This is a genomic window from Sphingomonas sp. NFX23, assembly GCF_049887795.1.
In the GTDB taxonomy this organism is placed as follows: domain Bacteria; phylum Pseudomonadota; class Alphaproteobacteria; order Sphingomonadales; family Sphingomonadaceae; genus Sphingomonas.
On the sequence record NZ_JAGEKH010000006.1, the window covers coordinates 242,216 to 257,841 of the forward strand.

Consider the following 15,626-nt stretch of genomic DNA (forward strand, 5'->3'; position numbering starts at 1 on the left):
ATATGGCGCTATCGCCGACCGATTATATTCGCGCAGCTGGCGGAAAGCGTTCGGTTTCCCCGTCGCGTCAGCAAGTCGAGGAACGCCGCGTCTATGCGTACTCGGTTCACGACCTCGCCAACGACGCCGAGGATCCTGTCCTGGGCGCGTTCTTGCGCGGCGGTCGGGAATCGCTCACTGGCATCGCCGTCAGCGACCGCATGGCGATGCGCAATTCGATCTATTATCGCGGCACGTCGCTCATTGCCGGATCGATGGGGATGCTTCCCGTGTCGCTACTTCGTCGGTTCCCCGACGGCAAGACCGAGAAGGCGATCGACCACCCGCTCTATTCGGTCCTGAAGACGGACCCGCTCGGCAATGGCGCGATGTCCCCGAGCGAGTTCAAGAGCTTCATGCAGCTGGCGGCACTGTTCGACGGCAACGCATACGCCCGCGTTGTCCGCCTGAACGGCGAAATTCAGGCGCTGGTCCCGTTCGATCGTAAGACCGTCAAGAAGGAATGGAACGGCGGCAAGCTCCGCTTCCGCCACCAGCCGAAGATCGGACGGCCGGAGATCCTCGGGCCTGAAGACGTCTTTCACTTCCGCGGCCCGGTGTCGCTGGACGGTCTGAACGGGCTCGGTCTTCTCGACGTCGCGGCCGATACGATCGGCCTCGCGCATATCGCTGAAAAGGCGATGGGGCGGCTGCTCACTAAGGGCGTGATGGCTGGCGGCGCGCTTGAGATCTCCGAAGAGCTCGGCGACGAAGCCTATGCCCGTCTCAAGGCCAGCTTGCGAGATGACTACGCGGGCGCCGACGCCTCGGGCGATTGGATGCTGCTCGAAGGCGGTATGTCGGCGAAGCCGTTCTCCGGCAGCGCGCGTGACAATCAGCTGGTGGAGCTGCGCAAGTTCGAAGCCGAGCAAGGCTCGCGCTTCACCGGCGTTCCCCGTCCTCTTCTCATGTTCGACGAAACGGCCTGGGGCAGCGGTATCGAGCAGCTCGGTCTATATTTCGTCGTCTACTGCCTCCTGCCTTGGTTCGTCATCTGGGAGGAAGCCATCTGGCGCTTGCTCAGCCGGAAGGAAAAGCAGGCTCGCGACGGGACGATCCTTTACGCCAAGTTCAACGAGCGCGCCTTGCTGCGCGGATCGATGAAGAACCAGTCCGACTTCCTCGCCAGCGCGCTCGGTCGCGGCGGTGGCAAGCCGTTCATGGAAGCGAACGAGGCTCGCGAAGCCCTTGACATGAACCCGCACCCGGACGGCGGCGGCCTTAGCGCCGTTGCCCCGCGCCCAGGTACGACCGCAGCCGACATTGTTGAGGATCAGTGATGCGAAAAAATAGCCTTCGCGCCGTGCTCGCTGCGCAGCGCCCGCCCGAGATTGCCAGCGTCGGCAACGGTTCCGACTGGAAATTCGAAACGCGAGCGCTCGCGGCCGGCTTTGAAAAGGTCGAGGTGACCGCGCTCGCGTCCGATCGCCCGACGATCTCGATCTTCGGCTATATCGGCGACGACGGCGAGGGCGGCGGCATCACCACCGCGCGCATTGCCGGCGTGCTGCGCTCGGTCGCAGGCAAGCCGATCACGGTCGAGATCAACTCGCCTGGCGGCAACTATTTCGAGGGCGTCGCGGCGTACAATCTGCTCCGCCGGCACGACGCCGAAGTCCGGGTCGAGATCGTCGGCATCGCGGCGTCGGCTGCATCGGTCATCGCGATGGCAGGCGACGAGATCATGATCGCGCCGAACGCCGAGATCATGATTCACGAAGCGCGCGGTCTGTTCTTCGGCACGAAGACGGAAATGCGCGATGCCTGCGAGACGTTGGCGCATATCGATACCGCCATGTGCGAGACCTATGCCGCGCGATCGGGGCGACCGATTGCCGAGTTCGAGGTCATGATCGCCGGGCGCGACGTGTTCCTGCGCGGGCAAGAGGCGATCGATGCGGGCCTTGCTGATGCCCTTATGGAGCGTGAAGCGCAGATGCCCGTCTACGCGTCCGCCGATGAGTTTCCGAGCGACAAGCCAACGCTCGACAAGTTTCTCGCGAAGCATGCCGTGCCGCGCTCTGCGCGTCGCGACCTGTACCGCGCGATGGGTACGCACAACGCTACCGAACCCGCCACGCCTCGCGCTGGCGATGAACCGGAGGCCGATTTCTCGCGCCTCCTTGCAGCCCTCGTCTGAAGGAACAGACATGACCAAGATGACCATCCTGTGCGGCGCGGCCGCACTGGGTCGGGGCCTCATCGCCGTGCGCGCCGAGGCTCAGCCCAAGAAGATCGACAGCATCGAGGCGCTCGCCGTAGCGTTCGAGGCATTCAAGACGACCCACACCGAGCAGCTCACCGAGATCAAGGCGGGCAAGACCGACGTCGTCACCACCGAGAAGCTCGGGAAGATCGAAGCCGATCTCGACAAGCTTCAGGCGGCCGTCGAGAGCGTCAACCTGAGGGCCGCGCTCGGCAACGACGACAAGGATCAGGTTCGCGATCCCGAATACACGAGCCAGTTTCAGGCATACTTCAAGGGCGGTGCGGCGACCGCGAAGCTCGAGGAAATCCGCGCGGCCGCGACCAAGACGGACGGCGAGGGCGGTTACCTCGCGCCGATCGAGTGGGATCGCTCGATCAGCAAGCGACAGAAGATCGTGTCGCCGATGCGTCAGAATAGCTCGGTCATCACGATCAGCGGCGCCGGCTTCAAGAAGGTCTACTCCGACGGCGTTGTCGGCAGCGGCTGGGTCGGCGAAACGGCCGCTCGTCCGCAGACGACCACGCCCGGTCTGACGTCGCTCGGCTTCACGATGGGCGAGATCTACGCCAACCCGGCGGCATCGCAGGGCCTTATCGACGACGCCGAGATCGACATCGAGGCATGGCTTGCCGACGAAGTCACGGGCGAATTCGACAAGCAGGAAGGCATCGCTTTCCTTTCCGGCGACGGATCGAACAAGCCGGATGGCGTTCTCACCTATGTCACCGGCGGTTCGAACGCCGCGAAGCATCCCTACGGCGCGATTCTCGCGCTGACGTCGGGCGATGCGACGAAGGTCACCAGCGACGCGCTGTTCGACCTTCAGGCGGACTTGCCAGCGGAGTTCCTTGCGAACGCCAAGTTCTACATGAACCGCGCTTCGCAGGCGGCCTTCCGCAAGCTCAAGACTGCCGACGGCGCGTACCTCTGGCAGCCGAGCCTCGCGCTCGGTGTCCCGCCTTCGCTGGCGGGCGAGCCGGTCGTCGACATGCCCGGCATGCCGAACGTCGGCGCCGGCAACATCGCCGCCCTCTACGGTGACATGGCGGAGACCTATCAGGTCATCGACCGCACCGGGGTCCGGGTCCTGCGCGACCCGTACACCGCGAAGCCGTTCGTGCTGTTCTACACGACGAAGCGCGTCGGCGGCGGCGTCAAGGATCCGACCGCCATGCGCGCCCTGCGCATCGGCGCCGCGGCTTAAACCTGAAGGGGTCGGCCTCCGGATCGGCCCCAAGCTATGGGAACTGAAAAATGAGCGGTACGAAAGCGACGGTCAACACGACCGACATCAAGCCCTCGGGCGTCCCGGGTGTGTCCGACACTGCCGGCATCACCGAAGACACCCTGACGCCTGCAACGCACGTCGCTGCGAGCGGTGCCTTCATCGAGCCGGAGATCGTCGAGCGTATCGACGTCGATCATCCTGCCGTCGACAACAACCCCCGCAAGGGGCAGCCGGCAATCGCCAACCAGATCGACTTCAACGATCCGCACCTCGGCAACGAAGATGCGGTGAAAAAGAACCTGGAAGCGAAGAGCTGACACCTGCGGCATCGGCTTCGGTCGGTGCCGCACCTTCAGCGCGCGAGGTGAAGCATGGCAATTCCCGTTACCCTCGACGCGGCCAAGCGGCAGCTGAAGGTCGACGACTCCGAACAGGACGTCGAGATCCAAGGTTTCATCGCGGACGCTGCCGCATGGGTCGAGCGCTACACCGGTCATATTCTGGTCGCACGCGACGTCATTCAAGAGTTTTCCGGCTTCGGCCTGGCACCGCTCCGCGCTTGGCCTATCAAGCCCGGCACCGTCGCGGCCGTCACCTATCGGGACAGCGCGGGCAATGCGCAGCCGGTGACCGGCATGCGCCTATGCGCAGCGACACGCCCGGCGAAAATCATCCCATTTCCCGCGTCCGGCTTCAGCGCTTCGGCGCTGCCCCAGGACACGAACATGATCGTCACGGTCCGCGCAGGCTATGAGGCCGGCGATGAGGTCCCCGGCAACTTCCGCCGGGCTATGCTCGTCCTCATTGGTGCGTATGACGCCGATCGCGAGGGCGGCGAGATCCTTCAGACTGCCGAGGCAACCGCCCGCCGGTTGTGCCGCGATTATCGGAAGTGGCACCTGTGAATAAAGGCGACCTGAATCGCCGCATCGAGTTCTGGCGTTCCCAGCCGGTCAATGATGGCTTGGCAACCGTGCCCGGCGTCCCCGTATCGATCGGCAAGCGCTGGGCGAAAAAGGTCGACGTCAGCGACGGCGAGCGCATGCGGGCAGGGCAGCAAGGGCAAAGCCTCGACACCCGCTTCGTCGTGCTTAGCGACGCCCTGACGCGCACCATCACCGGCAAGGATAAGATCACCTGGGGGGACGCGGCCTATGAGGTCGTTGGAACGAAGGAAGTCGGCAGCCGGCGGAACGACGCGATCGAGATCACGACGACGTCGCAGCCGGACATGCGCCCATGAAGATGAAGGTTCGGATCGAGGGGACCGACGAGATTGCCCGGAACATTCGAAAGATGAGCGCCGCGCTGCGCAGCGCCACCCTCGTTCCGATCATGGTCGATCACCTTGAACCGATGGCCGAAGACATGCGGGCGCATGCGGCGCGGCGATCGGGGCAGATGGCGGACAGCGTGACGGTTAGCCAAGAATTGTCCCCCGCGCAGGAAGCGTCGCACGTCCCGATTGCCGAGATCGAGGTCAACGTCGGTCCGGGGCCGCTGCCCCAGGTCATCGCCGAAGAGTTCGGCAATTTTCGCCAGTCTCCAAACCCGTTCATCCGCCCGGCCTTCGACAGCAACGTCGACACGGCCATGCGGGGCATCGCCGAAGATGGCATCGACGCCGTGCTTGAGGCCGGCAGGAAGGGCTAACCCATGGAAGAGGGCCTTCGTGCTTTGCTGCTGGGGACAGCGGCGCTTTCCGATCGCGTCGGCACCCGGATCGACTGGGGCGTCCGCTCGCAGGGTTCCACGTTGCCCGCGATCACCTTGCACTCGGCAGGCGGCGGCATTCGCATGAACCTTGCCGGTTCGAGCGGGTGGAGCCGCGACCGGGTGCAGATCGATTGCTGGGGCCGCACCTTCAAAGCGGCTCGGGATCTTGCCGACATACTCGTTCCCCGCGGTCGATCGGGCGGCCTGCTCGTCGGGTTCCGCGGCGACCTCCCCGGCGTCCGCCTTCGAACCCTCCCCCTCGATCGTCGCAGCGACGACGACAAGGACGACGAGGGCCCTGTTCACCGTACCAGCCTCGATATTTCGGTCTGGCACACACCTTTACCAACGGAGTGACCAGCATGCGCATTGAGATCACGTCGCCCTTTATCGACAAGCAGGCGCCGGACCCCGAGAACGCCGACGTCGCGGCCGGTACGAAGATGACGGTGACCGCAGAACGCGGCGCCGAGCTCGTCTTCCTCCGCCTCGCAGTCGAAATCGATACGCCTGTAAAGCCCGCGGTCGCGCGCAAGGCCCCGAAGGCGCGGACGAGATCGGCGCGGGCAGCGCCGGTGCAGACGCCTGCCGACCCCGTCGACCAGGCGAAGACGATCCTGCCCCCCGAAGCGACCTCGACGCAGGCCGAATTTCAACAGTGACCACTTGGCGCGCTGCGCCAACTAGGAGGAAAGCATGGCAGAGACTGTAGCGGCGACCGACATTGGCGCCCTGACGACCTTCGGCAAAGTGACCGGGTCGACCTATACCGCGTTCGCAGAAATGACCGAGCTGACTTTGCCGGAGACGTCGCGCGATAGCATCGACTTCACGCACTTCGGCAGCCCGGACCTTCACCGCGAGTTCAAGCCCGGTTGGAGCGATGCCGGCGAAGCCGCGCTGACGTACAACCTCGTTCCGGGTCTGATGGACGACGCCGTGATCGCCGCGCACATGGCAAGCCGCGTGGTCGAAACGTGGCGTGTCGTTTTCCCGAACGGCGCGAAGCTCGAGTTCAAGGGCTTCTCGACCCGGCATGCTCGCGCAACGCCGATCGATGACAAGATGACCGGCTCGTCGACCTTCAAGGTCTCCGGCAAGCCGATCCTGACGGTGGCCGCATAATCATGGCCGCGGCAAACCCGCAGCGCGGGCACCTGGGCTTCGAAGTGGAGGGTGTGAATTGGACTTTCGCCTTCAGCACCAACGCCCTCTGCGCGATCGAGGACGAGTTCGAGCTCGAAGACATCACGGGTCTCGAAAAGGTGCTGAACGACAAGCCGTCGCTTCGGACGATCCGCACGCTCTTCCGCATCGGCCTCACCGACCTTCATCCCACGATGACGGACGTTGAGGCCGGGGAGATCATGGACGCCGTCGGCGGGCTCGAAGCCTCGCTTGAGCTTATCATGCGGGCGGTCGAGCAGGCGTTTCCGGAGGCGGCCGCAAAGGGCGGGGCGGGCCCTCGGGTGCCGGCAGCTCCACGGAAGGTGAAGACCGCCCGTGGGACTGGTCGGCGCTCCACGCCAGTTGGTGCGAAACCGGGCGCTGCGCCGAACAATACTGGCGCCTGACACCAAGAGAGATCGCCCGCGTCTTCGAAGGCGAAGCGCGGGCGGCTCGCAGCCGACATGACCTGCATATGCAGGCTGCATGGACGGCGGCGGCGCTTGGACGCGCCAAGAAAATGACACCGTTGAAAGACCTTCTCTCGACCCCCGAGGTCAAGCCGAAGGCAAAGAAGACCAGCTGGCAACAGATGTACGCCGCGGCGGCCGGATGGACGGCAGCTGTCGGCGAGATCCGCACCGAAGGAACCGCCTCATGAATATGGCAGTGGTCGGCGCAGCACGCGTTGTGTTCGGTGCGGATACCTCGGATTTTGACGCCGGCGCTAAGGGCATCGAAGGCGTGCTCGGTCGCCTCGTCGAGAAATTCCAGGCGGTCGAGCAGCGCATCAAGAATATCGGCCTCGGCATCACCGTCGGCATAACCGTCCCGTTTGCCGCGATGGTGAAAACCGTCGACAAGGGCGCGGGCGCGTTCGAAGGCCAGATGAAGAAGGTCGAGGCCGCGCTAGGCAATATCTCGGGCGACCAGCTGAAGGCTCTGTCCGATCAGGCTCGAACCCTCGGGCCGCAGGTCGGCAAGGGCGCGACAGAGGCGGCCGGCGCTATTGAGGCGCTGGGCCTCGCTGGCGTCTCGACCGCTGACATTCTCGGCGGCGCGTTGAAGGCGGCGCTCGATCTATCGGCGGCGGGCATGGTCGACGCGAGCGCGTCGTCGGCACTGGTCACCGACATCATGGGACAGTTCAAGGTCACCGCTGGCGAACTGCCCGGCGTGGTGCAGAAGGTCGTCGGCGCGCTCGACACCTCGAAGTTTGGGTTCGATGACTTTCGCCTAGCGGTCGGGCAGGGCGGCGCGATCGCCGCGGCCTCGGGCGTTGGGTTCTTGGATTTTGCGACGGCGATCTCGGCGACCAGCACTCAGTTCACGAGCGGCGCGGACGCGGGCACGTCGTTCAAAACGTACATTCAGACCCTCACCGGCAAGAGCAAGGAGGCGGAGGCCGCGATCGCGAAGCTGGGGCTGTCGTTCTTCGATGCCAACGGCCAGTTGAAGCCGCTGTCCGAGCAGGCCGATATTCTGCGAAAAGCGTACGGTAACCTGACGGATAAGGCGAAGAGCCAAGGGCTTGAGAAGGTCTTTGGCGCCGACGCTGCGCGAACCGCGATCGGGCTCATGGAGCAGGGCCGCGAGGGCTTCGAGAAGTTGCAGTCGGAGATCGCCGGCGGCGATGTCGAAGCCAAGATCGCCAAGCGCCTTGAGGGCTCGGAAGCTGCGAGCAATCGCATCGCGGTCGCGTGGGAAAGCTTGAAGATCGCGTTCGGCATCGAGGGCGGCCTGCTGACGCCGTTGACGGCGCTTAAGAACGGCTACGCATCGTTGCTCGAGACGATCTCGAACGCGCCGCCTTGGATGCTGAAAGTCGGAGCGGCCCTTTCCGCAATGGCCGCTGCGATCGGCCCGTTGCTGGTCGTGGTGGGGCACCTGGGCGCGATCGTGCTGGCGAACTTCGCGGCCTCGAAGTTTGGACTGATCGGTCGGGTGCTCGCCCTCCTGATCTCGCCCGTGTCGACGATCATCGGATTGCTCGGCGAATACGGGCTGACGCGGGTGCTGACGATGATCGCCGGGCGCTTCGCCGCGTTCCTGGGGCCAGTCGGTTGGGCGATCGCCGCGTTCCTGCTTTTCAAAGACACGATTATCACCGTGCTCGGGCAGGTGTGGGACAAGATGGTCGCCACCCTGGGCCCGCCGCTCGAAGCGATCATGGCGAAACTGTCGGGGATCTTCAGCGCACTTTCCGGCGGGCCGATCGGTTCGGCGTTCGGCTTCCTCGTTGACGTGATCCGCGGCCTTGCCGACGTGATCGGAACCGTCCTGGGCGGCGTCCTCGCCATGTTCGGCGAGGTACTTGTCCGCGTCATGAACGTCGGCGTGCAAGCGATCGAGGGCTTCGTCGATGTCCTCGCCGCGTTTGTCGACGGCGTCTCGGCTCTGCTCAGTGGCGACTTCGCCGGAGCGTGGGAGGCCGCCGGGCGCGTCCTCGAGGCGGTGTTCGGCACGATGGTCGATATGATCGTCGCACTCGTGCCCGACATGGAGGCACCGCTGCGCCTCTGCTACGAGGCCGCGAAGGCGTGGCTGTCGGACGGTTTTACCTCCGTCATGGGGTGGTTCGGCGAGGCCGTGCAGAGCGGCGTCAACTACGTCGCCAACGCGTTCCCGAACGTCGTCGCTTCTGCGAAGAGCGTCTATGAGGGCGTGAAGGCGTGGCTCGTCGACAAGTTCGGCGGGCTGATGACGTGGATCGGCAACGCGGCGAAGTGGATCGGCGACAAGTACGCCGCCATGAAAGAGCGGCTCGGGTTCGGCGCTGCCGGTGAAGACAAAGCTCCGCCGCTGCCCGAAAAGCCAAAGGAAACCGCACCGCCTCCTAAGCCGAAGCGCTCGGTCGACTTCGGTGACGATGAGAAGAAAAAGAAGACGAAGAAGGGCCCCAAAGGCCGCGACACGGCGCACGATCAAGAGAACCGCGATCAGCTTGAGTTTCAGGTTCAGATCGATGCCGCCCGGCTTCGTGGCGATCTCGCCGCGGAGGAAGCGCTTCGTCGCAAGATGGACCTGTCGAAGCAGATCGAGGCCTATCAGCGGACGGGGCTGTCGCTCGCAGCCGCCACCGCCGCGGCAACGCGGGACATGGCAACGCTGGACGCGGCGCGGCGGGATGGTCTCGCGAAGGATTTGCAGCGCGACGACCTGGCGCATCAGATCCAGCTCGCGAACATCGCCGGCAACCGTACGCTCGAAGAGAGCTTGGAGCGTCAGCAAGAAATCCAAGATCGTATCCTCGGGTTCCAGCGCGACAATCTGACGCTGGCTGAGGCGACGATCCGCGCGCAAAAGCAGCAAGCCGACATTGATCGCGAGCGCGCCGCCGTCCGGGAGAGGCTACTGAAGGACGACGAGCAGGATCGGCAACTGAAGCTCGCCCAAACGCGCGGCGATAGCGAAGAGCGTATTCGCCAGCTGCAACGCGAGGTCGAAATCCGAGATCGCGCGCGTGAGCTCGAGCGGACCATGGACCCTGAGACTGCCCGCAAAAAGGCGGAGGCGGAATGGACCGAAGAAGATAAGGCGCGGATGACCGGCAACTTCCGCGACACCTTCAAGGGAGGTGTGCGGGCCGCGCTCGACGGCGACCTAAAGGGTTTCGTCAAAAGCTGGTGGAAGGACCGCGTGGCGAAGGGATTGGAGGAAGCTCTAAACTCTCTGTCTGACCTGATCGCGAGTCTGTTCTCAAAGGCCGGTAGCGGCGCAAGCGGCGGCGGCATTCTCGGCACGATCGGGTCTATCCTCGGTAGTGTGCTCGGCAAGAGCGGCGGCGCAGGCACGATCGGCCCGGTCGATATGTCTGGCTGGGGCGGCGGCACAATGAGCGCTGTTGATACCGGGCTGAAGCTTCCTGGGTTCAAAACCGGCGGTTCGTTCAAGATCGGCGGGCAGTCCGGGATCGATAGCAACCTCGTGATGTTCCGCGGTTCGGTCGGGGAACACGTCAACGTCACCAAGGGCAACGACAGCGGCCCGGTTGGCAGCACGACGATTCACGCACCTCTCTACGTCACCGGAGCCGTTGATCTTGCGACTAAAACCGAGGCGCAAACATATGCTCGAATGCATGCCAACGAAGTGCGGACAGCACTTACCGAGGCGGGCCGTCGTCGGCCGGGAGGTCGTTGATGCCTGAGTACATCCTACCCGACGTGCCGTTTCCGGCTGAAGCGCGACCCTATCGTGTCATGTTCTACCTTCAGCCGTACAACAGCCGATCGCAGAGCCCATGGACCCGAGCCACCAAGACGCTCAGTCTCTCCAAGCCGCTTTGGGTCGCGCGGCTCACGTTTCGCACCGGGTATGACGGATACGAAGGCGCCGATGCCTGGGGCGGCGTCATGGATGCGTGGGTCGCCGAACTGGAAGGCGGCGCAAAGACTACCGAGCTTTGGGACTTCCGCCGCCCGTACCCGCCGGGCCTGCGCCGCTACTATCGGCAGTTCGCTGGCGCGCGGTATCCGTTCGCCAACGGTGAGGAGTTCAGCTTGGGCGAGCGGTTCATTATCCCGGCCGAATCCGAGCCAACCAACGAGGCCGCACTTCGCGGTGCTACGGAAATGGCCTTCGTCGGCTTCAAGGCGAACGAGCCGGTGTTCCTACCCGGTGATATGATTGGGGGCGATGGTCGCCCGCACATCGTCTTGCGGCCCGGCGCGGTTGCCGACGGAAACGGCCGTGCGGTCGTACGGTTCACCCCGCCCCTCGACTTCGACGTCCCCGCCGGCACTGCGGTCACAGTGCAGGCGCCGGGTAGGTTCCAGTTGGTGTCGGACGATGCCGGCGCGAACGAGACGACCGTCGGCGAGCTTACCGAGTATGCGCTCGACTTCATCGAGGTGGCAAGCTGATGGTCCGTGTTCGCCCCCTTGATCCTGCGCTCGCCGCCGAGATCGCCAAGGATGTCGTGAAACCGTTCTTTGCGGTCAGCATAGCGCTTCCGGATCCAGTGTTCATCTGGACCGGTACCGGTGGCATCAAGTTCGCCGACGAGGACTGGATCGGGATCGGAGGCGTTGACAGCGCCGGCAATTCGGTCGCGATCGGCGCTCTCGAGACTATCGGCGAGGGCACGGACGGTTCCGCGACTGGCGTGAGGGTTACGTTAGTGGGCATCCCCTCGGAACACCGTGAGCACCTGGAGCAACAGGCTGTGCGCGGCTCGGAGTTCCGGGTCTATATCGGGGCGCTGAATGAGACGCGGCAGATCGTCCAGGCTTACAAACTGCTCACCAAAGCGAAGCTCGACAGCTACCAGATCGTCGACGGCATGGACTTGAGCGTGATCGTCACCGGCGAGAGCCGGATGCTCGACCAGCGCCGCCCTTCGATCAAGCGTTATACCGACGCCGCGCAACAGAAGAAATATCCGGGCGACCGGTTCTTCGAATACATGCCCCAGCTGCCGAGTATCCCGATCCTCTGGGCGAAAGCCAAACAGGACGCGGTTCTTTGACCTTAACTGCTAACCGTGGAGAGAATGTTATGGTTGATCAGGATCTGCTTGAGCAAACGACGCCGCGCGAGCCGCTTGAAACTCTGACAGCGGAAGACCGGCTAGCCGCGTTAGAGCGCCGTGTGCTGCTTCTAGAACAGCTGCCTGACAAGCTTCGAGACTCTCATCGACGGAAATTGGGACTACGACTTTAACCGAGGTTTCGGGACCGACCCCGCGTGGGAAGTCCCTGGCACTGAGATCAACGTTGACCGTGGCGTTCACACAGTGATCGCCGTCTGCGGTTCGCCCAGCGAACATGTTGGTAATGTAGAGCCGGTGAATGGTGCGGTTCGAGTAATCCATTGCTTGCTCCAGTGCTGCTTCAGCGCCTGCTTTATCGGCGCACGGATGTCAGGAGTCGACTCGTGAGCGATCCAGACTGGCAACACCACTGCGGGGACCTCTGGCGCGGTCACGTCCTCGACCAAACCGGGCGCGACGTCAGCGACATTGTCGGCGCCATGCCGCGCCGACCACGGGAGTTTGCCGCCATGATGCATCGCCTCGGCGTACGCGACCTGGGCGGCGTTGTTACGGCCGCAATGGGGCCCGCCATCCCGCGCCGGCGGGCGATGCGCGGGGACATCGTTCGGCAAGGCTGGGCGCTCGGCATCTGCCGCGGCCCGCTCGCCGAGTTTTTCGGTGGCGAGATGTCGCCGATGATCCACGTCGACCAGATCTGGAGCGTTTCTCATGGGTAAGATCGTCAAGATCGTCGCGGGCGTGGCCATCGCTGCTGCGGCAATCGCGCTCGCCGCGCCGACTGGTGGTCTGTCGATCGCAGGTGCGTTGACGGCTCTTCACGTAAGTGCAGGCGTAGCGCTTGCCGTTGGTGCGATCGGTGCGGCCGTGTTCGCCACAGTCGCCACGCTCGCCCTTAACGCGCTCATCCCGCCGCCTGGCACAAAGCGTGATCCGGAAAACTACGCGCAAAGTTTGGCCGATAGCCAGATCATCATCGGCAAATGCCGCGCGATGTCGCTCAAGATGGCGTTCTTCCATCCCGTCGGCAAAACGCACCGCTATTTCGTCTGGGTTGTCGCCGGTCATCGGGTGAAGGGCCTGACGAAGTGGTATCTCAATGACGAGGTCGTGTCGGTGAACGGCACCGGCATGGTGACGTCGGGCAAGTATGCCGGGAACGCATGGCTTTGGTTCGAGCGCGGCGATCACGATGCAGTGGCGAATGCGACGTTCGTAGCCGAGTGCGGTGGCAAGTGGACGGCCAATCACCGCGGCCGCGAGGTCGCGAAGGTCTACGCCAAATTCAAAATGACCGACGACGTCGTGCAGGCAGGGCGGCCGGTTATCACCTGCGAGGTCGAGGGCGCCGACGAGATCTACGACCCGCGCACCGACACGACTGGCTACTCGAACAACGCCATTCTCACCTTCTACTGGTGGATGGCGCTCCCTCGCGAGGAAGGTGGCTTCGGCTGTCATTCTGACGAGATCGATTGGGATTGGGTAGCGACGGAAGCTGGAATTTGCGATGAGCCGGTTGCGTTGAAAAATGGAGGCACAGAGCCTCGCTATACTCTCGACGGCTACATGCAGACCGGTGTTGACCCCAGTTCGATCCGAGGCATCCTCGTCGACAACATGGCGGGCCGCTTTACCTACTCTGGCGGTCTAATGCTTGCCCGCTCGGGCTATTGGGTGCCGGTGTCGCATACGATCAGCGAAGACGATCTCACCGATGCCGTTGCGTACGACCTGCTCCTGCCGGGCGACCAGCGGGTCACCGAGATTAGCGCCAGCTGGAACGATCCGGATAAGCTGTACGTCGCCGATGAGCTTCCGGCTCGCTCGATCCCGTCCGACGATGTCGCGCAAGGTTCGCTCGATTTGCCGTTTGTGAAAAGCAGGACGCGAGGCCAGCGGATCCAGAAAATCCGGCTGTTGCAGGGCGCGGCGGAGCGTAGCCTGTCGGTGCCTTTGAACATCAACGGGCTTGGCATCGCACCCATGGATACGGTGATGCTGGGGACCTCGCGCTACGCCAGTCTCGCGAACATGGCCTTTACCGTTTCGAATTGGGCGATCTCGCAGGACTATGGCGTGCCGATCGGCCTACGGGAAGAGAACGAGGACATGTATGCGTGGTCGATCAATGACGAGATCGATCCCGGCGCGACGCAGGCGATCGACCAGGCCGAGATGATTCCTGAAGTCGCCGGCAGCGCCTTGACCGCTGGCACCGCGGGGACCGCCGGCTCGGCGGGTGCGGTATCGAGCGGCGGGATCACCTACGACGCCAGCGCAATCAAGCAGCTCGAAGACCGTATCGCTGCGCTTGAGCCCTGAGGAATAGGCTAAACGTGAACGGAGCAACCTCCGGGGCGGGGCCCGAAATTGATGCGGGTCGTCTTACGTGAGCTCCTGATAGTCACTGCGGATTGCCGTAGAGATGGTGTCGATGTCGCACGATGGGGGGAAGTAATTCGCTACTAGGCTACTCAATTTCTGAGTGCTTCACACCCGATCGGCGACTTCAAGAACTTTGTTTTTCGAAAATTCGCGGAGGGGGGTCTGGTAAAGTCGTGGTCGGCTTGGGACACTATGGCATCAACTCCTTGGAGGATGAGGCCATGGAATCCGAGTTTGCAATTGTGACCTTCCGCAAGAGCGGCCCGATCAAGACCGCGTCTGCAGTGCGGGCGACCAACGTCCACAACGCACGCACCAAGCCGCTGAAGCACGCGATCGTCGGCGCTCCCGAGCCGCGCTTCCTCGTCGGGACCAACAATCTCCTCAAGGACATCACGCGCGCGCTGGCGGATGTAGAGATCGACTTTCGGAAGCCGCGGAAGAACGGTGTGCTTGCGTACGAGGCGATCCTGTCCGCCAGCGCAGCGTTCTTCGAGAGGGGGACCGAGGAAGAGAGAGCGGCACGGCTTGAACTATGGATCAAGGACCAGGTGGCATGGGCCATAAAGCGATACGGCGCGAACCGCGTCGTATCGATGGTCCTGCACCTGGATGAAAAAACTCCACACATTCACCTCGTAATTTTGCCCCTAACCGTGACCGTCGACGGTCGGCGCAGCGATCGGACACCGCGTTGGGGTCTCGTGGGACGCACAATCTCCGGCCCGGGAATGTATGACCAGGTGCAGGACGACTATGCTGCCGCGATGGCGCATTTCGGTCTGGTTAGAGGGATCAAGGGTAGCGGACGGAAGCACGAGCCCGTCGTGATCTATCTCGCGCGCATGGCCGCCAAAGAGAAGGGACTCGACGTAGCGCGCGAAGCGGCCGACAAGGCGAGGGCAGCCCACGAAGCCAAGGTCGCCGAAGACGAGAAGCGCATTGCCGCCGAGTGGGCAGATATCCGCCGTCAGTTGACCGAGATCGCCGACGATCGCGCGCGCACGAAGAGGACCGCGGAGAAGGTGAACGCGCACCGCGATCGTCTCATGCCGCTGTTCAAAGCCGCGACCGAGTTTCGGAAAAGCCTGGATGCCGTGGAAGGCCTCCCTCTCACACGGACCGCTTCGGACGCTCGCGGTGCCCTTGCCGGACTTCAGGTTGCCGCGTCTGCCACGGTGGCGCCGACGTACGAGACGCAACCCGCGATGTTGGCATCGTACGCGAATATCCGTCAACACGCGGCGGCCCTTGGGCGTTAGTCGGATTGTCGGAGCGTTACGGCCTCGTTCAACGGGATCGTTCGTCAGCTGCGGCGATCGAGTGCTTATTCAAAAACTAGCAGCTGATTATTGAGGTTTGGGGGTAGTGATCGCGTCGACCGA

At 63.6% G+C, this 15,626-nt stretch carries 18 protein-coding genes; all 18 read left to right on the plus strand.

What is annotated here, in order from left to right; all coding sequences use genetic code 11:
* The first annotated feature begins 2 nt into the window (after positions 1–2).
* Entirely contained in the window at positions 3–1,319 is a 1,317-nt protein-coding gene (locus J4O76_RS17560) for a phage portal protein (RefSeq protein WP_426283167.1), read from the plus strand.
* The gene (locus tag J4O76_RS17565) at positions 1,319–2,179 is read left to right on the plus strand and encodes a head maturation protease, ClpP-related (protein WP_426283169.1); all 861 of its coding nucleotides are present in this window, start codon (positions 1,319–1,321) and stop codon (positions 2,177–2,179) included. Before J4O76_RS17560 ends, J4O76_RS17565 begins: the two co-directional genes overlap by 1 nt.
* 10 nt (positions 2,180–2,189) lie before the next feature.
* On the plus strand, positions 2,190–3,452 hold the full coding sequence (locus tag J4O76_RS17570) for a phage major capsid protein (protein WP_426283170.1): 1,263 nt from the start codon (positions 2,190–2,192) through the stop codon (positions 3,450–3,452).
* Positions 3,453–3,502: 50 nt separating this feature from the next.
* Positions 3,503–3,793, plus strand: a complete 291-nt coding sequence (locus J4O76_RS17575) for a hypothetical protein (protein WP_426283171.1) — start codon at positions 3,503–3,505, stop codon at positions 3,791–3,793.
* Positions 3,794–3,847: 54 nt separating this feature from the next.
* On the plus strand, positions 3,848–4,381 hold the full coding sequence (locus J4O76_RS17580) for a head-tail connector protein (RefSeq protein WP_426283173.1): 534 nt from the start codon (positions 3,848–3,850) through the stop codon (positions 4,379–4,381).
* Complete coding sequence (locus tag J4O76_RS17585; protein WP_426283174.1) at positions 4,378–4,719, plus strand: head-tail adaptor protein; 342 nt, start codon at positions 4,378–4,380, stop codon at positions 4,717–4,719. Before J4O76_RS17580 ends, J4O76_RS17585 begins: the two co-directional genes overlap by 4 nt.
* A gap of 2 nt (positions 4,720–4,721) precedes the next feature.
* On the plus strand, positions 4,722–5,129 hold the full coding sequence (locus J4O76_RS17590) for an HK97 gp10 family phage protein (RefSeq protein WP_426283176.1): 408 nt from the start codon (positions 4,722–4,724) through the stop codon (positions 5,127–5,129).
* A gap of 3 nt (positions 5,130–5,132) precedes the next feature.
* Complete coding sequence (gene gp17 / locus J4O76_RS17595; protein ID WP_426283178.1) at positions 5,133–5,549, plus strand: tail completion protein gp17; 417 nt, start codon at positions 5,133–5,135, stop codon at positions 5,547–5,549.
* A 5-nt stretch (positions 5,550–5,554) separates the two neighbouring features.
* Positions 5,555–5,854, plus strand: coding sequence for a hypothetical protein (locus J4O76_RS17600; protein WP_426283180.1), 300 nt, complete (start codon positions 5,555–5,557; stop codon positions 5,852–5,854).
* A 34-nt stretch (positions 5,855–5,888) separates the two neighbouring features.
* A complete protein-coding gene (locus J4O76_RS17605; RefSeq protein ID WP_426283182.1) occupies positions 5,889–6,317 on the plus strand; it encodes a phage tail tube protein in 429 nt (142 codons plus the stop codon).
* 53 nt (positions 6,318–6,370) lie between these two features.
* Positions 6,371–6,766, plus strand: a complete 396-nt coding sequence (locus J4O76_RS17610; protein ID WP_426283184.1) for a hypothetical protein — start codon at positions 6,371–6,373, stop codon at positions 6,764–6,766.
* A gap of 68 nt (positions 6,767–6,834) precedes the next feature.
* The gene (locus J4O76_RS17615; RefSeq protein WP_426283186.1) at positions 6,835–7,020 is read left to right on the plus strand and encodes a hypothetical protein; all 186 of its coding nucleotides are present in this window, start codon (positions 6,835–6,837) and stop codon (positions 7,018–7,020) included.
* The gene (locus J4O76_RS17620; RefSeq protein WP_426283188.1) at positions 7,017–10,502 is read left to right on the plus strand and encodes a phage tail tape measure protein; all 3,486 of its coding nucleotides are present in this window, start codon (positions 7,017–7,019) and stop codon (positions 10,500–10,502) included. Before J4O76_RS17615 ends, J4O76_RS17620 begins: the two co-directional genes overlap by 4 nt.
* Positions 10,502–11,224: a hypothetical protein gene (locus J4O76_RS17625; RefSeq protein WP_426283190.1), complete on the plus strand. Its 723-nt coding sequence runs from the start codon at positions 10,502–10,504 to the stop codon at positions 11,222–11,224. Before J4O76_RS17620 ends, J4O76_RS17625 begins: the two co-directional genes overlap by 1 nt.
* The gene (locus tag J4O76_RS17630; RefSeq protein WP_426283193.1) at positions 11,224–11,829 is read left to right on the plus strand and encodes a hypothetical protein; all 606 of its coding nucleotides are present in this window, start codon (positions 11,224–11,226) and stop codon (positions 11,827–11,829) included. Before J4O76_RS17625 ends, J4O76_RS17630 begins: the two co-directional genes overlap by 1 nt.
* Positions 11,830–12,236: 407 nt before the next feature.
* Positions 12,237–12,572, plus strand: coding sequence for a DUF6950 family protein (locus J4O76_RS17635; RefSeq protein ID WP_426283196.1), 336 nt, complete (start codon positions 12,237–12,239; stop codon positions 12,570–12,572).
* Complete coding sequence (locus tag J4O76_RS17640; protein ID WP_426283198.1) at positions 12,565–14,178, plus strand: hypothetical protein; 1,614 nt, start codon at positions 12,565–12,567, stop codon at positions 14,176–14,178. Before J4O76_RS17635 ends, J4O76_RS17640 begins: the two co-directional genes overlap by 8 nt.
* A 284-nt stretch (positions 14,179–14,462) precedes the next feature.
* A complete protein-coding gene (gene mobV / locus J4O76_RS17645; RefSeq protein ID WP_426283200.1) occupies positions 14,463–15,503 on the plus strand; it encodes a MobV family relaxase in 1,041 nt (346 codons plus the stop codon).
* The last annotated feature ends 123 nt before the right edge of the window (positions 15,504–15,626 follow it).